The organism is Sphingobacterium sp. UBA3519 (genome assembly GCF_002377215.1).
Lineage (GTDB): Bacteria > Bacteroidota > Bacteroidia > Sphingobacteriales > Sphingobacteriaceae > Sphingobacterium > Sphingobacterium multivorum.
This window is the reverse complement of sequence record NZ_DFPI01000013.1, coordinates 1-17287: the sequence shown is the minus strand read 5'-3', so window position 1 is coordinate 17287 and position 17287 is coordinate 1. Positions and strand designations below refer to the sequence as shown.

The window sequence follows — 17287 nt, the reverse complement described above, 5'->3', positions numbered from 1 at the left end:
ATGTGGAGAATATTAGCTATTGTTATTTTTCTGCTTGGATCTAAACCTGTCATTGGCCAGCGGATCAAGCGTCAGACCGATAAACATATTGTCAATCAGCAGGAGCGCATGGTGCATAAACAGTGGGACCGAAAGAAATTTACCCCGACTTCTGGATTTCTCGGACTGAATTATCAGTATTGGCTCACCTGGGGCCTTCATCCAAGTTATCCCAAGCTGGACAGGCGCCCCCTTTCAGGCTCAGGGCCCCAGACCATGCGAATGGGTCTGGTGATGGCTATGCAGCAGACCAATGATTCCTATAAAATGCAGTCCGATACTATCCGAAATACTGCTATCAAGGAACTTACCAATTATTCAGGGGCTGTGAGTGCCGCAGATCCACTTTGGATGCTATACTATAAACATGAGTTCGCCCCCCTAGAAAAGGATGAATCCCTAATCCTTCAGGGGATCAGTTCAGAGGTAAAAGAATATCTGATAAATAAAGGTACTTATGAATGGTATACCAGTGAAAGATCGGGCCTCATAGAACGTCTGGAAATCCTGAAAACAGCAGATCTTGAAAGGGGCAGCAGGATCTTGGGCTATCATCGCCTATTGTCGGAATATAGGGTTCTTGAATCGGGGTGGGAATCCAAGAAAAGCAACGCCCTGAAATTTCTATCACTATCAAGTGACCTGTCTTCCATTAAGGAGATAGATCCGGTCATGCCGCTCCCACATACTGGAAAATCTGATATTGAAATTGCGGACAAAATCCTAAATAAGAGCAGATGATAAATTAATTTTTTATGACATATACATTTTTTTTACAGGCATCTCCAGTGGGGGTGCCTGATTCATTTAAGGATACTTTCACTTTCCTACAGGGAAATGGGGTATACGAGGAAGGGGTAATGCACTTCCTGAAAGGGATGAAAGATACGATATGGACCCATTACGATACTTTTATTACGGATGCACAGGCGCTAGCGGCAATTTTTATGCTCATATTTTTTGCCATTAAGAGCTATGAAATGATGTCCGGCGATAAAAAAATGGAGATTATGCCCTTGCTCAGGCCATTTGGACTGGTCATGGTCATTATCTGGTGGGGAGCTTTCACAAGGGTGATCGCTTATCCTACGGATATTGTAGCTGCCAAAACGGAAAGCCTTTTTGATAGCGGACAGACCGAAGTCAATAGCCTTCGGCTCCAACGCGCAAAACTCATGTATGACATAGCCAATTCCCTGACCCAGATCCAGGCGGAAACCGAAGTCGCAAAAAACGAGGCGGATACATGGTACGGAAAGGCTTGGGATGCGGTCACCTCAACCGTGAAAGATGGATTTACTTCCGTATGGAACAATGTCGTGGAGCTAAGAAACAGGATGCAGATCAATTTGCAGCTATGGATGACCTATACACTGGAAACTTTGGCAGTCTGGGTACTTCGGATCTGTGTTTATATCATATTCATGATCCAGATACTCTATTCGACCATTCTGATCATTTTAGGCCCATTCTCCGTTGCGGTAAGTATTCTTCCCGCTTTCAGGGATTCCTTCGGAACCTGGATCGCACGGTTCGTGTCGGTCAATCTCTACTCTGGGATTGCCTATCTGGTGATGCATATAACCAGTCTTTTTCAGCAGTATGCTCTAGAAGCTGAGATCACCCGTTATCAGGAATTATTATCGACTTCTGGCGATAGGCTCGAAAAACTTGGCTGGCTTGCCGGAAATGGAATAATGTCATTTGGGATCGTCATCGTAACCTTCCTGATCGGTGGGCTGACAATGCTCACGGTGCCAAGTATAAGTACATGGATCGTATCCACTTCTGGAATCACTTCAGCCGCGGGTACAATGGGCCGTGGGGCATCCGGTATGGCAAGAACAGCTAGAAGGGTGATCGCAAAATTCTAAACTTAAATAAAGAACATGATTATCAAAAATATAGAATCAAAGATTCGTCTGGCAACCCTTATTGCCGTCGGGAGTTTAATAACGGCCTTTCTGTTGGTGTCCATAGTTTCTTTCTTTGCCTTTAAACAGGTGGAAAGTGCAAGAAAGTCAGTATATGTACTGGATATAAATAATGTGCCATTGGCCGCGCAGCAGACCAGTGTTGAAATGAACCGTTCAGCCGAGTACCGAACGCATATAAATTTATTCCATAGTCTTTTTTTTACTCTGACACCGGACGAGAAGTTTATAGAATACCAGATGAAGCGAGCGATGTATCTGATTGATGAATCAGGTGCTTTACAATACAATAACCTCCGTGAGAAAGGATTTTTTAATTCCATCTTGTCTTCCAGTGCGGTACTTACGATCCAGACGGATTCAATCCACCTTGAAGGAAACTATTTTCGCTTTTATGGTAAACAGACCATAGACCGACGGAGCTCAACCGTCGTTCGTAGTCTCATTACAGAAGGATATTTAAGGGACCTTAAAATCAGGACAGACAACAACGCGCATGCAGTTCTGATAACGAGATGGAAAACATTGGAAAATAAAGACCTCAGTTATGTTCAAAAAAATAACCTCTAATAAATCCGAAAGCAGTGTCTGGAAAGAGATCGGCAATGAATTTTCCAGGTATACTGTCCATCTTAGAAAATGTGTAAGGTCAAAATTGAGTACATATCCCAAACAGGTTTTCATGTTCATGGTGTTATGTATCCTGATTTCAATCTGCTGTTTTTTTATGCTGCCAAGGCAAAAGGAAGCAAAAATGGTGAAGAATCCGAAACTCTCTGCACCTATTGCGGATGGAATGGGAAATATATTTGGTTCAATCTCCGATCTAAAAGAAGTACTTGAACTTCAGGCTGTCCTAGAAGGGCTTTCAAAAAAAGATAACCTGGATAAACAGGATAGTATGATCCTTATCCAGATAAAGGATAGGCTTTTGTCGCTGGAAAACCATAATGCGAAGGATTCGATATCCAAAGATTGATCCAGCATTTTTTCCCTAAACCTGCTTAGTATTTCTCAATTCTAAATCAAATTATATTATGAAATTAGACCTAAAAAGGCCCAAATATATCATACCGATTATCGTCCTGCCTTTTATCTGTATTTTCTTTTACGTTTACCAATCCGCATTTTCAAAAGAGCGTGCTGTAAAAGATAATGGGCCCCAGCTAAAAGAACAGATTTCGGAAGTCTCCCCAGAGGTGAAAAATAAAGCTTTAACCGATAAGCTTAACGCTTACCGGGAAATGTACCGTCGAGGGGACGGCTATACCGCGGTGAATCAATTGCAGGAAGACAAAGTAGATGGATTCCGTTTTGATGAAATGTACAATGATAAAGAAAAACGCAAGTTAGATTCCATAAGGGATAAGCTTAAACAGGAATCACTAATTTCAGTTAATGCTCCAAGGGCTGTGCATGGAAATGAAGACCTGGACCGTGTCCTGAGTTCCCTTGTTCCTAAATCCAATCCAGAATCTAGAAAAGAACCAAAAAGGACAGAAGAAGATCCGATGCTTCTATTCCGCCGGCAGATGGAATTTGCCGATAGTCTGGCAAAGGCAAATGATCCGGAAGAAAGGGCAGCGAGAGAGGAGAGGCAGCGGATCGAAATGGCGAAAAAAGAAGAAGCGGATCTACCATTGCTTAATGTCAGAAAGGCCGACGATACCGAATCCGTTTTCAATACGGTTAGAGACAATCCGAACGATTCTTTTATTCAGGCCATAATTGACGAGAATATGACCGGATATGTGGATTCCAGGTTGCGGATCAGGCTCATGGATAATTTATTGGTGGGAAGCAATCTGATTCAAAAAGGCACCTATTTATACGCAAAGATTAGTGGATTTACCGGCCAGCGTGTCCTTTTGAGCATTACTTCAATTATGCAGGGAGGTAAGATCCTGCCCGTAAAACTTGATCTGTATGATAATGATGGTCTTCAGGGCCTTTATGTGCCCGCATCCGCTTTCAGGGAGTTCAGCAAAGAGCTTGGCGCAAATTCTTCTCAGGGAATTTCAATACAGGGGGGAGAAAACCAGAACCAGATCATTATGGGCGTGATCCAAAGGATGTTTCAGTCGACTACTACAGCAGTTTCCAGGTATATCCGGAAAAACAGGGCGAAAATCAAATATAATACGCTGGTCTATCTGATAGACCCACAAGCACTTCGTGAAAATCAAAAACAATACAAATAATCATTCATCATTTTCAATTATGAGAAATCTATTTCTGTTTTTATCGGCGATATTTTTGCTCGCCGCAACCCCGACAATGGCACAGTCAGGTGGAGACCATTTACTTAGCGACCTTAAATCTATCAGGATTTCCAAGGGAAACACAGTTCACATCCTTTCACCGGAACCGATCAAATATGTGGATATCTCTTCCAAAAGAGTAGTGGCAGATTTGCCTATAGATAATTTGCTCCGGCTTAAAATTGTTTCAGACAGCATGAATCTAGATGATTCGGGGACAGAACTCGGCAGCATTACAGTGGTCGGAGAAAATTTCATGACACAGTTCCGGGCCTTGAAAACTGGTCAGGATATTGAAGCACAGTCGCCGGTTCTTTATGAAATAAATCCTTTATCTACGGTTCCGCTGGAGCCTTCGGAAAATAACCTGAGCAGGAGCCAGATGAGGTCCTTATCCTATACTCTTTTAACCCAATCCGGTAACCGCCCAAAGAGGAAGGAAGAGAAGTTTGGAATAGGGATCTATCTGAACGGTATCAGAACGATCGGTGATTTCATTTTTCTGGATCTTTCATTTGTCAATAATACGAACCTTTCATTTAGGCCAGATCAGCTACGTTTTTTTGTGGAAGATAAAAGAATCACCAAGGCAACAAATGTCCAGTCGGTTGAGATAGAACCCATCTGGCAATTTCAGCCATTCGACCTCCTAAAGAAAAAGAACCGGAATATTTATGTTCTTAAAAAAGTAACATTTCCGGGCAATAAAATATTGCGGGTAAGTCTCACTGAAAAACAGTTGTCAGGCAGGGCAATTGACCTGAAAATCAAATACCAGGATATCCTGAATGCCGATTCTCTATAATCAATAAAAAAATGGAAGAAACAAAAGAACAACAGGGCCTTTATAGATTCTTCCAGTTCGCCATTTATCTTTCCATTTTTCTGGAGTTCTATCTCTTTCTTTATGTTGAGAAATCCCTTGAATATGGGATTCTAAACAAAACAAATTTACTTTTTGCAACCAAGCTGGCAAGGATGCCTTTTTATTCGGGACTGCTGGCCAGTAAGCTATTTACTGTTTTTTTGGTCATACTGGTTTCTATCGGTACCCTGAGTAAAAAGAAGAAAGATCTAAATCCCAAGAACCATATTGTTTATCCCCTCACGCTTGGATTCTTAATAATTGGGCTCGCTGTATGGCTGCACGGTCAAAAAGGGAAACCGGTTCTATACGGGCTGAATTATTATGATCTTGGTTATGTATTCAGCTCTTTTCTGGGGATTGTCCTGATCCATGTTGCATTAGACAACATTTCAAAGATTATCAGCTCTAGATTAGGGAAAGATAAATGGAATATCGAGGAAGAATCCTTTATGCAGCCCACCCAGGCGAAAATCACGCCATATTCTGTCAATATCCCTATGTTGTTTTATTATAAGGGAAAGGTTAATCAAGGCTATATTCCACTGGAAAACTTATTTAGGGGCTGTTTGGTCTGCGGAGTTCCGGGAAGCGGTAAAAGTTTTGGGGTCATTATGCCAATTCTGCGTCAAATGATAGCAAATTCATTTACCATGTGCATTTATGATCTAAAGTATCCTGATCTTGGGAAGATTGCTTACTATCATTACCTGCTGGCGAAACAGGATGGAAAAATGCCGGATTATGAATTCCATGTCATTAACCTAAATGATCCATCTAGAAGCCGCCGGGCAAATCCATTTAAACCGGAATATTTGCAGACCCTCGCAGATGCAAATGAAACTGCCGAAGCATTGGTAGAGGCCCTTAAAAAGGGTGATAAAAGTGGAGGAAGCGACCAGTTTTTTACCCAATCTGCCGTGAACTTCTTAACCGCCTGTATCTACTTCTTTTGTAAGTATGAAAATGGATGCTATTCAACCTTGCCACATGTTCTGGCATTTTTGAACATGTCCTACGAAGATGTTTTTGACACACTCTTTAGCAACGAAGAACTTAATTCGCTCTTGTCTCCTTTTATGACAGCTTATAAGGCGCGTGCTTTTGAGCAGCTGGAGGGACAGGTAGGAACGCTAAAAATCTTTATCAGCAGGCTAGCGACAAAAGAAACGTTCTGGGTTTTTGGAGGAGATGACTTTGAACTACAGGTCAGTAATCCCAAACATCCCGGAATACTGATCTTGGCTAATGATCCCGCTACCCAGAGCATCAATTCCGCATGTTTATCGGTTGTCGTGAACCGTGTTACAAAATTGGTGAATTCCAAAGGAAACCTTCCTGTTGGAATAGTCGTTGATGAAGCTCCAAGTTTATATTTATACCGTATAGAACAGGTCCTTAGTCAGGCTCGAAGTAATCTTGTGGCGACAGTCCTGGGTATCCAGAGCTTACAACAATTTCAGCAGCAGTATGGCAAAGAAACTTCCGCAACGATTACTTCGGTAGTGGGAAATGTTCTATCAGGAAGCGTGCAGAACAAAGATACGCTTGAGTGGTTGGAAAGGATCTTTGGAAAAGTAAAACAGCAGAGCGAAAGCCTTAGTATCGACAGGAATAAAACTTCTATATCCCTGTCAGAAAAACTCGAACCCCTTATCCCCGCCGGTAAAATCGCAGCACTGCCTGCTGGTCAGATGGTAGGACTTGTCGCTTCTGATGCCGTAGAGAAATTCACCGGAAAATTTAGGACCTCAGCCGTTAACTGCCGAATAAATATTGATGTTGGAGCGATAAAACAGGAAGAGCAGCATTATAGAGAATTACCCATATTCTATGATTTTGGAGAGAAAAAAGAACAGATACTGCTGGCAAATTTCAAAAAGATCAAAGAGGAAGTTAATTCAGTTGTTGAAGCAGTTACCGGATTTCGGTATACCGAGCCTACCGAAAAAGAATCCTTAGCGGATAAGTACAAAAATTCATCGGAATAATTTTCAGAACACTGATTTAATTTCATTATGTATAATATTCGTTGCCCTGTTTATTGTAGTCCAATAATCTGGGTATTTCTATTGCTTTTTATTTCCTTAAATACCGTTGGGCAATCCCTAGATTTTAGTCTCCCGCTTGAAAAAATGCGGGTTACGTCGCCTTACGGTTTTAGGGTACATCCGATAAAATTTAAACCTATTCATCATAACGGTGTAGATCTTGCCGCCAGAGATTCACCCATCTTTAATATAATTTCAGGAAAAGTGGTGAATGCCGCGGAAAGTCCTACGCTGGGTAAATTTCTGGTAATAGAATCAGGTGATGAAATCCAGGTTATATACGGACATCTATCTCGACTATTGGTCCAAAAAGGCGAATGTTTACCGCCCGGTCATCTACTTGGTGTAAGCGGTAGAACAGGTCTGGCGACCGGAGAGCATCTCCATCTCTCAGTCAAAATCCGGGGTCAATTTATTGACCCCATTCTTTTTCTTAAAAAACTCAATGAACTCAGCTTAAATCCTTTAAACGAGCAAAAAAATGAATAAATCTTTTGAAAGCCTTAATGAGAAACTTAGAATTCTGAAAGAAGGCGAAGAAATTGGGCTAACGCCCGAAGAGGCAGTCATATACGGAATATCTTATGGTGACGAATTTCCTTTTGACGAGGAAAATAACGAGGAAGGGGAGGAGGATGAACAATAAGGTAAAATCGCTACACGAGCAGGTTGCCGCGGCCCTCATAGAAAAATTGGAAAAAGGAACAGCTCCTTGGCAGAAACCTTGGAATTCCGTCTCAACCGATTTCAGTCTTCCTTATAACGCAATTACCGGAAATAGATATAAAGGAATCAATATCTTTTCATTGCTGAATTCAGGCAGGGAAGACCCCCGATGGCTGACTTTCAAGCAAGCGGATTCCAAAGGCTGGCAAATAAATAAGGGTGAAAAGGGTACGCTTGTTCAATTTGTCAAAACCCATGATCTTATCCCGAAATTAGATGAAAACGGGAAAAAAGTCCTTGATGAAAATGGCAAAAGCATAAAAGTACGGACGCCTTTGGAACGTGCCATTGTCACAGCGGCTTGGGTCTTTAACGCTGAGCAGGTCAGTGGAATTCCTAAATTAGAATTAAAACCCCAATTGAAATCTGATTGGGACCCAATAGTCCGTGCGGAAGATCTGGTTCTCCTTTCCGGTGCGGTGGTCAATCACAGAAAAGGAGATGAGGCGTATTATAGCCTCCGTTCTGACAGTATAACGATGCCGTTAAAAGAACAGTTTGCCACTCCAGACCGCTATTATGCTTCCCTTCTTCATGAGCTTGGGCATTGGACTGGCCATCAGGATAGGCTCAACAGGTCCCTGTTTAATAGGTTTGGAAGTGAAGGGTATGCACGGGAAGAATTAAGGGCTGAGATTGCCTCTATGCTGATCGGTGATGAGTTTAAGATCGGTCATGATCCTGGCCAGCATGCTGCTTATGTAAAAGGGTGGATCGAAATGTTAAAAAATAATCCTTATGAAATCCATGCGGCGGCAACGGACGCGGAAAGGATATTTTCTTATCTGCTGGATTTTGAGCGTAAACGTGAACTTAACCAGCAAACCACTAATAAAAGCTCGCAAAAAAATGAATCCAAACTCTTTATTGGCGATATCATTACGTACAAGGATTCGGTTTATAAAGTAACCAGTCAACTGAAAAGAGGAAGGCTTCAGATGGAAGTAGAGGACTCCGGAAAGAAATTTGTACTCTCAAAAAACGACAGACTCTACCAATCGTTGCTAGATGTCAAAAACGGCAATGATATAAAAACTCCAGCAATTTCTAATAGTAACGAAGAAGTCCAAAAGGCTTCTTATGGTTTAAAACGTTAATCCTATAACTCGATAATAATATGAATCAATTTAAAGACAACGAACTTCCCCTTGGTGAACTTGAAAAATTGGGCCTCTACATTCAGGGACGGATACTTCTCTCCAGGGACAACATCAATGCACTTCTTACAGGTAGAAGAACTGAAATGACAAATTTTAAAGACCTTAAATTTGATGGGCTTTCTATTCCCGAACTCGATGCGAAACTATCTTTAAAGAAAAATGACGACGGAAGTGTGAGCCTGAATGTGCATCCAATATATAAGGTGGCTAAAGCACATGAGCTTCTGGATGAAAATGAAAGCCAGAAACTTCAAAATGGTGAGATTGACAATATTGCCAAAGAGCAAGAAGTACAAAAGGGTAAGGTCAGGAAAATAATCATCGAATATGATGAACAGACCAAAGAATTTATTTCCTATGATCCTGAAAAAGTAAATGTTCCATTAGCTGTAAACTCAGAGACGCTTACCGAAGAGCAAAAGAAAAAATTTAAAAATGGTCAGATTGTGAAATTATCCGATGGTACCAGGTTTCAGCATACGGCGCTTAACCCCCAGGGATTAAAATCGGATAATAAAAGACTAGCACTTTCGGTCCTGTTTGATGCAGGCATCTCTTACCTTGTATATAGAGGGATTCAGGCCCTGAAAAACCGTGCTGCCAAATTCCAATCCGAAGGTTATACTAATGGGTATAATCAGGCCATTGCAGATATGAAACAAAAAGGAAATGTAGTCGATTCTAATGTCACCATCCAGCAATTAATAAATAAACATATCCCAAATCAAGAATCTAGAGGATATGGACGCTCATCGTCCCGTTAATGAATGTAGATAAGTTGGATCAGGATGTGATCCGATTCTTTGAACCCTTTTTTGAAAGATCTCCTGCCGGTTTTGAGTTCAGCTATAGATATCTTTCAGATCAGCAAAAGGAAGTTTGGACTAACAACGTGTGTGTTAAAGAGGTAGCTAGTGGTATATGGAAAGCTTATAATCATTTTCCATCTTCGGTAACTGATTTATTTATAGCTCCAGCTTGTCTAGATATTTTATGTTTTACACATTTTTTTCCACAATATGTTGATAACTCGTTGTCTGTTGCCTTTGCTTCGATGGGTTATCTCCCATGCAAAGTAAATTTTAGGGAACTCATTTGTGAGTTCCCTAATGCGAAAATCCATCTGATAGCTGAAAATAGCTTGATTGGGAAAATCTTTGACTGCAAGATTGCTCTTTGGAACCGTAGTATTGACTCAAAATTTTGGATCAATGGTGATTTAATAGAAATAGAATTTGGCTCGCAAAGTCTTGTATTACCGATTGAGAGGTTTTCCCTAAACTACTTTGAGGTGATTTCTGGTAAACGGTTCGCCATCCGAACTCATAAACCGGTTAAGGGATTCTTGAATTTCCCTCATTTATTTACTGCTTTATAGTCTTCAGTGCCAATAAGGCTGATTGTTATCCGTCTAGAACTTGTGGATTTAACCACATTTAGAATTATATTTTATGAATATTGAACTTAAAAATATAAAACACTCTCCTTCATTAAGCGAAGAGACAGAGGCGTTCACAGCTTCTTTATATATAAATGGTAAACATGTTGGTTATGCCAAAAATGCAGGACATGGTGGTTCAACTGACTATTATCATAAAGATGCTAAAGGAAAAGAACTTATAAAGCAGGCCGAAGACCACGCAAAATCTTTTAAAAAACCAGATGATCCTTTTATTAATATGGCTTTAGAAGAGAAATTAAATGATCTACTTTATGATCATTTACAGAAAAAGGAACTCGAAAAATTCAATAAGAAACTTGCTAAAATAACCGACAATGGAATTGCCTATGGTATTCCAAATGATTCGTATTCTTATTTTACTTTCAATCACTCGATGGAAAAATTCCTAAATAATATTAAAGGGATCGAACATATCAAGAATTTGATAAGGGATAAAATTATTCCAAAGCTAGGGTCCGATAAAATTATTTTAAATACAAATATTCCTGAAACACTCCTTTTGGAATCTGGTCTCAAAAAAGGCCAGTATGCCCAACCTAAAAGCAATATTGTAACTCAAGCCAATTTGGATTCACAGAATGAGCAAATTAAAAGAAGGAGGTAGTATGTTAAAATAGGGAGAACCCTAACCTGTTTTCTAATCAGAAAATCCGCTTTTTTATTCTGTAGTCCCACCTATGTTCGAATTAGGTGTAGAATTTGATACCATTCAGAAATTCAATGATCAATTAATTCATAACATTTTGATCGTCTGGATATTGTGCTGAGAGATTAGGAAATCGTCTTAGAATCGAATTGCATCTATACCTGAAATATCCGATTAATTGTCTATTCTAAGCCATACGTTTCGGCCTGATAAGCTATTTTTCTCGAAGCTATAATCATTAGATGATAACCTTGCTCGGAAGAAGAAAATTATCTCAGTTCTAATATGGTTTTTATCAAAATTTTGGTAATCAAAGCGGTCTAGAACTTTAACTTTTATAGATTATAATTTCAATAAAATTTAAAACGTTTTACTTAATTTTAGATCAATTTAAACCGAAATATTAAGTAACTTAAAAAATTGCATCAATTCATAGTATGAATCTTAGACAAATTTTAAATAATTCTAAAATTGGATTGTTAGAAAAAATCAATTTTATAAAAACTCAAATAGATCCAGGTAGCTATAATAAGATATTTGAGAGTAATAGAATTTTAAGACATTCATTAAATAGGAATTTATTTCCCAAAAATCTTGAAAACATTAAAGTTAACGATCCATTGTATTTTACAAATGATTTTGTCTCTGAATTTCAGTGGGTTGCTAACAAGATATTATTAAATGTTTCGGATATTAATCAATTTGTTGTTTTAAAAGAAGAGTTTGAGATTTCAATTTTAAAAGGTGATTTTCCTACTGCTAAATCCCTTATTTCACAAATTGTTTCGAATTATGGATTTAGTATATGGTCAATTGAATCAGAACTGCATATCTCCGAGGAAGAAATTGGTTCAAGTGAAAACTGGTTAAAATTGTCCAATTATTTAAATATTATAGGGAATAATTTTTATGAATTCTGTATAAATGCGAGTAGTAAAAAAATTGAAAACTCTGTATCTTTTGAAAGTTATGTCAATCAAATACAGAATGATATAAATACTATAAATGCAAATGAGCTAATAAAAGATTTTTTTGTATTCAGCAATTTCGTATTTGCTAATTATAATTATTATTATTCTGATTTACGAAGCGCTATTTATATCTGTAACTTATTTTCTATAATAGATCAATATAATAATATTATAAATGTTATTACTGTAAACCTAAACAATAAAAATTGTGAATATAGAGCCTTATTTAAATCATTTGTTTCCAAATTAATTAAAGCGGGGAATTCAGATATAAGAGTTATCAATATTTATAATCATCTGTGGGATGAAAAATATATTGAAAATAAGAATTGGACTCTAATAAATGAGATATTAGAAATCTATTACAAAGGAGATTTTAAATCATCCCTGAAACTTAGTAAAATATTTATAATAGAATATCCTTTGGAATTCGAGGTCTATGAGATTTATATAAAGTCAATAATAAATTTAAAACAAGAATTTGAGCCTTTAGGACTAAGATCTATTGATTTAGTGTTAATGGAATTATATCAATATTTATTATTTAAAAAAAACAATGAAAAATGTGGTAGAAAATTAATTAAATATGCCCTCAAGTATTCGAATGGCAATCTAGGAATGCAAATAATGGATTTTCTTTCTAATATAGATAACAACAAAAATCAATCAATTAGATATTCTTTTTATTCTAATTCTTATAAAGTTGCTTTAGAAGGATTTAACTCTGCTATAGGTGATTTATTCGGGAATAATAACTATTTTGAATATAAAAAAATTTTGTATGGGCTTAAGGATGTGGAATATTCGAAGTTTGTTTCAACAGATAATTTACTGAAACTTGTTGCAGAAGTTGCTTATTATTACTATAGCAATAATTATTCTAGTGTAATAAGTCTTGTAACAGAAAATTTTTCAGTTATAATCTCCAGTAATTACTACAAAGAGCGTTTTTTGTTTTTTTTATTCGATTCTTATATAAAAGATAACAAAATTGAAGAAGCTCTCGATCTATTTGGATATATGATGTTTGATGAAGACACCTTTTACATCAAGACAAATTTCCAAGAACTATTTGAGCTAGCAATAGAGAATGATGATAAATTTAAATTCATTAGTAGTATAAATACTTTGATTCTATCATCTTTGTATTATTTTGAATATAATTTATATGAATTTCTAGATGAGTTTTTATGCTCAAGAAATTATGATTTAGAAGATGTATTACATCTCGAAAATTTAGATCCAAGTATTAATGTATATTTATTAAATAAGATATGCACGATAGATACCATCAAGTATTACTTTAATCGAATTAATGATACCGAGGAATTTAGATTGAAAGTTTTGTTTCGTCTAATAACTATAGATAAAAAGAATAAGAAAATTTATAGTGATGAAATCGATGAGATAAATAAAAAGATTTCTGTAAGAAATGTGATTAAAGAAGTTAATAATGGAAGATTATTCGTAGATATAGATAGACTCAAAGAACAATTAGTTGAGAAATATAATGATGATTTTAACCGTCTTTTAAGAATAGCCACAGAAAAGAAAAGCAATAAGTTGGTAAGTTTCAATGCTTCAAAAGCCAGAAACTGGGAAACGTCATTGAAAGAGCAGGTGCAAGATGATTTTAATAATTATAATGATGCTGATTTTGTGGCTTTTAAAAATATATATTATGAAGTTCGCGAGCAATTTTTATTTAGCAAAGAATATGGATTAGACAGTAGTTTGAGTACAAAAATTCGACATGGCGCATTGGAAAACCAAATTAGAAGTGTATTTGAGAAATTAAATTTGGTAACAACAAAGCTATCTGGCGAGTATATTGACTCTGAATACTGGAATTCACAAAAAGTTGAACCAGATTGCTTGGAAACTATACAGATTCAAATAAAAGTTTTTAGCAAACAAATAGATGATCTCACTGGGAATTTAAAAAACCATGCGATACAAATTACTCATGAAAGATTGAATAATCCAATTGCTGTATTTAACTATTCTACAAATGATGAGATCCTTTACAATTTTTATAAACAACATATCGATTATTTAAAAAATACAGACGATATTGTTGAAATTTTATTAAATGATTTAGCATACTATACGAATTTGAAATTGTGTATTGGTATTTACGAATATTTAGAAAATGAGGTCTATCAACTAATTAGTGATCTGGTCGAGAACTTTAGAAATAGCCTTCCTAAATCATTGCCTAGAAATATCATGCTTTATGAAAATTTAAATACGTCTTTGACAAATTTGCAATTGTGTCTTGAAGATGTTTCTGAGTGGTTTATATTAGAAACATCTTCAACCTCCAAATTATTAATGCTTGAAGATATAATAAATGCCAGTGTTGAAATTACAAAGCAATTAAATATAAGTATTACTGTTGATTATGAGGTGGATATGAAGTTTAAGAGCGTTTCTGGTTATAGTAGTTTGATCTATGTGTTTAATATTCTATTTACCAACGCAATTATTCACTCTCAATCCGATAATAAGATAAAGTTAACAGTTAAGAGTGAATTGATTGATGGTCAATATATTAAAATTGATGTTATTAATACTCACAATATTAAAGATCTTCAAAAAACAAAAGATAATTTGAAAATTATAAAGGATAATTGGAATGATTTAAAGAAAATAGAACGCTCTAATATTGAGGGGGAGAGTGGGTTCCATAAAATTAAACGAATAATGATATATGAAGCAAAATGCATAACAGAAAAGTTCGATTATGAAGTAAATAGTGAAAATATCACAATCTCACTTTTTTTAGTTTATAAAAAACCAGATAATCATGAAAATATTAATTATTGAAGATGATAGAATTAAGATCGATAAGTTAACATCCTTATTGTATAAATGCGATTTTGACTTAAGAGAGTCATTTCAATCAGGATTGGAAGCATTAAGATCGAACAACTATGATGTGTTAATTTTAGATATGACCATACCGCTTTGGGAGAAAGAGAATAATGATATTAATCAAAATTATGAACAATTTGGTGGAGAGAAGATATTACGCGAAATGAAGAGAAAAGCTATTATTGTTCCAGTAATCTTGTTTACTATGTTTGACAAATTTCCTATAGGTAATGATGTATTGACTTTCGAACAGATTTCTGCAAAATATAAACAGAATTTTGATTTTTATGTTGACGGGGTATATTATGATTCAAGAAACGATGATTGGAAGAGTAATTTGTTAACTCTAATAGAAAGTATAAAATAAATGAATCCTAATATTTCGATTTTGATCGTAGATGATGATATGAATAAAATTCAAAATATTATCACTACAATAAAAGCCCAGATTAAAGATGTGCCATTAAGAATAAATCAAGCCATTAGCATATCGGAAGCCAAACAATATTTAAAAAAAGATAAATATCACTTATTAATTTCAGATCTACAGATGCCGTTACATGAAGGGGGAGAATTAATACCAAAAGCCGGGGAAATCTTAGTTAGGGAAATTTATAAAGTAAAAAATAGACTCAATGTACCCTTATATATTATTGGTTTAACCCAACATCGTCAATTTATCTCAAATTTTAATAATCTTTGGAAGGTACTTTTTTATAACATGTCTGAAGAAAGTTGGAAGATATATTTACGAGATCTAATTTTTCATATTTATTTAATTAAGTCAAATTTATCACAATTTATTATTGAAACAATTTTCGTTGAAGGTGTAAATGATTTTAAATTATTACAAAAAACAACCGAATTATATTATGAAGAGTTATTGACAATGTTTAAAATCGAATATATTGATTTTGGAGGCGGTACTTCTTGGGTAGAACGAAAAATTCAGATATGGAGTAAAACTCTTAACAGAAAAGAAGACGGATCTTATTTGAAAAGTATTGGCTTGTTTGATCATGATCTTCCCGGTCTTAAATCGATTGAAATTATAAATCAAAGTATAAGAGTTGATTCTGCAGAAAGAAATACCTTCACTATTTTATCAACATCAGCAAAATATTCTCCATTATTGAAATCAATCAAATCGAAGGGGATTAATTTCTATACTACTATGGAGGATTTAATCGGAATAGATATTTGGCAATCAGCGAAAGAAAATGGATGGTTAGAGTCAAGAAAAGAAACTGACTTTATTAACAATGTTAAAGTAGATGAGGAATTTTTATTATCCGAAGGATTTACAGAGGAAGAAATTTTACAAATCTTGTTTAAAGTAAAAAGTGACTTCTGTCTATAACGGAGGTCAATGGGCCAGTTGATTCGGTTTGATTTGCCAATTATTTCGGAGGTCAATGGGCCAAATAATCTTCTTAAATTCGGAGGTCGTTGGGCCACTTTCCATTAAACTGCTTAAGTTGGTGTTGTATAATCATATGATCACAGCATGGCAGGACAACGGAAAGACAAAATGGAACTCAGAACACTTATCCTTCTAAAGAAAAAAGGACTTAGTAACCGTAAGGTTGCCCAGATAATGAACATCAACCGTAAAACGGTGGACAGCTATATTAAGCGGTTTAAAGTACTAGAATTAGATCATGCTGAACTTCTAGCTATGGATGATGCAAATCTTCATGATCTTTTTACCCAGGATGACCAAACCGAAAAGATGCGATATGAACACCTGTCATCTCAGTTCAGTAAGATACAGCAAGAGCTTAAGCGCCCTGGGGCCACCTTGCAGACGTTATGGCAAAATTACCTACTTGAATATCCTGATGGTTACCGCTATACCCAATTTACCACCCATTACAGAAAGTGGAGAGGCAAGATCAAAGCTTCGGGGAAACTGGATCATAAAGCGGGTGAAAAACTTTTCGTAGACTTTACAGGCAAAAAGATGTCCTATGTTGATAGGTATCCATTCTACCAAGTACATATTGACTTAGATCGGCTCAGTGGTTAGCTTTGCTGTTATGAACAACCTTCAAGAAAAACGTGAGCGTATGCTGTCTATGATAGCAGACTGGCAGCAGAGCGGAAAAAGCAAGAAAGCGTTTTGCACGGAAAATGGGATCAAGGAAGCGACTTTTTATTATTGGTTTTCGCGCAGTAAAGAAAATGACACTACCGGAGGGAACTTTATCACAATCGACAACGCGACCCGAAGGAACGATGTTGAGATTATCTATCCCAACGGTGTGCGTATAAAGGTCGAAAATGATCTTGCCC

General features: G+C 36.5%; 18 protein-coding genes. All 18 read left to right on the top strand.

All coding sequences use genetic code 11. From position 1 onward, the window contains the following. Window positions 1–780, top strand: coding sequence for a hypothetical protein (locus tag B3297_RS06860; protein WP_286778632.1), 780 nt, complete (start codon window positions 1–3; stop codon window positions 778–780). A 14-nt stretch (window positions 781–794) separates the two neighbouring features. Further along, window positions 795–1913 carry a plasmid transfer protein gene (locus B3297_RS06855; protein WP_286778631.1) on the top strand — a complete coding sequence of 373 codons (1119 nt, stop codon included), beginning with the start codon at window positions 795–797 and terminating at the stop codon, window positions 1911–1913. 15 nt (window positions 1914–1928) lie between these two features. Beyond that, window positions 1929–2543, top strand: coding sequence for a conjugative transposon protein TraK (gene traK / locus B3297_RS06850; protein WP_286778630.1), 615 nt, complete (start codon window positions 1929–1931; stop codon window positions 2541–2543). A gap of 184 nt (window positions 2544–2727) precedes the next feature. Beyond that, window positions 2728–2952 (top strand): hypothetical protein, encoded by a 225-nt coding sequence (locus tag B3297_RS06845; protein ID WP_286778629.1) that lies wholly within the window; start codon window positions 2728–2730, stop codon window positions 2950–2952. Window positions 2953–3010: 58 nt separating this feature from the next. Beyond that, on the top strand, window positions 3011–4174 hold the full coding sequence (locus B3297_RS06840; protein WP_286778628.1) for a conjugative transposon protein TraM: 1164 nt from the start codon (window positions 3011–3013) through the stop codon (window positions 4172–4174). A gap of 19 nt (window positions 4175–4193) precedes the next feature. Further along, window positions 4194–5039, top strand: a complete 846-nt coding sequence (gene traN, locus B3297_RS06835) for a conjugative transposon protein TraN (protein WP_286778627.1) — start codon at window positions 4194–4196, stop codon at window positions 5037–5039. 11 nt (window positions 5040–5050) lie between these two features. Next, on the top strand, window positions 5051–7090 hold the full coding sequence (locus B3297_RS06830) for a type IV secretion system DNA-binding domain-containing protein (protein ID WP_286778626.1): 2040 nt from the start codon (window positions 5051–5053) through the stop codon (window positions 7088–7090). A 144-nt stretch (window positions 7091–7234) separates the two neighbouring features. Continuing rightward, complete coding sequence (locus B3297_RS06825; RefSeq protein WP_286778625.1) at window positions 7235–7639, top strand: M23 family metallopeptidase; 405 nt, start codon at window positions 7235–7237, stop codon at window positions 7637–7639. Then, the gene (locus B3297_RS06820) at window positions 7632–7796 is read left to right on the top strand and encodes a hypothetical protein (protein ID WP_286778624.1); all 165 of its coding nucleotides are present in this window, start codon (window positions 7632–7634) and stop codon (window positions 7794–7796) included. The genes B3297_RS06825 and B3297_RS06820 overlap by 8 nt, the downstream gene beginning before the upstream one ends. Then, on the top strand, window positions 7786–8973 hold the full coding sequence (locus B3297_RS06815; RefSeq protein WP_286778623.1) for an ArdC family protein: 1188 nt from the start codon (window positions 7786–7788) through the stop codon (window positions 8971–8973). Before B3297_RS06820 ends, B3297_RS06815 begins: the two co-directional genes overlap by 11 nt. A 20-nt stretch (window positions 8974–8993) precedes the next feature. Continuing rightward, window positions 8994–9800: a DUF4099 domain-containing protein gene (locus tag B3297_RS06810; protein ID WP_286778622.1), complete on the top strand. Its 807-nt coding sequence runs from the start codon at window positions 8994–8996 to the stop codon at window positions 9798–9800. After that, window positions 9800–10414 carry a hypothetical protein gene (locus B3297_RS06805; protein ID WP_286778621.1) on the top strand — a complete coding sequence of 205 codons (615 nt, stop codon included), beginning with the start codon at window positions 9800–9802 and terminating at the stop codon, window positions 10412–10414. The genes B3297_RS06810 and B3297_RS06805 overlap by 1 nt, the downstream gene beginning before the upstream one ends. A gap of 73 nt (window positions 10415–10487) precedes the next feature. Continuing rightward, window positions 10488–11102, top strand: a complete 615-nt coding sequence (locus B3297_RS06800; protein WP_286778620.1) for a hypothetical protein — start codon at window positions 10488–10490, stop codon at window positions 11100–11102. Between the two features lie 479 nt (window positions 11103–11581). Next, window positions 11582–14944, top strand: a complete 3363-nt coding sequence (locus tag B3297_RS06795; protein WP_286778619.1) for a hypothetical protein — start codon at window positions 11582–11584, stop codon at window positions 14942–14944. Beyond that, window positions 14925–15359, top strand: coding sequence for a hypothetical protein (locus B3297_RS06790; RefSeq protein WP_286778618.1), 435 nt, complete (start codon window positions 14925–14927; stop codon window positions 15357–15359). The genes B3297_RS06795 and B3297_RS06790 overlap by 20 nt, the downstream gene beginning before the upstream one ends. Next, window positions 15360–16352 carry a hypothetical protein gene (locus tag B3297_RS06785; protein ID WP_286778617.1) on the top strand — a complete coding sequence of 331 codons (993 nt, stop codon included), beginning with the start codon at window positions 15360–15362 and terminating at the stop codon, window positions 16350–16352. It begins immediately after the preceding gene. Between the two features lie 147 nt (window positions 16353–16499). Continuing rightward, window positions 16500–17021, top strand: coding sequence for a hypothetical protein (locus B3297_RS06780; protein WP_286778616.1), 522 nt, complete (start codon window positions 16500–16502; stop codon window positions 17019–17021). 10 nt (window positions 17022–17031) lie between these two features. Then, the coding region (tnpA, locus tag B3297_RS06775) for an IS66 family insertion sequence element accessory protein TnpA (protein WP_286778615.1) at window positions 17032–17287 on the top strand (256 nt) is incomplete at its 3' end.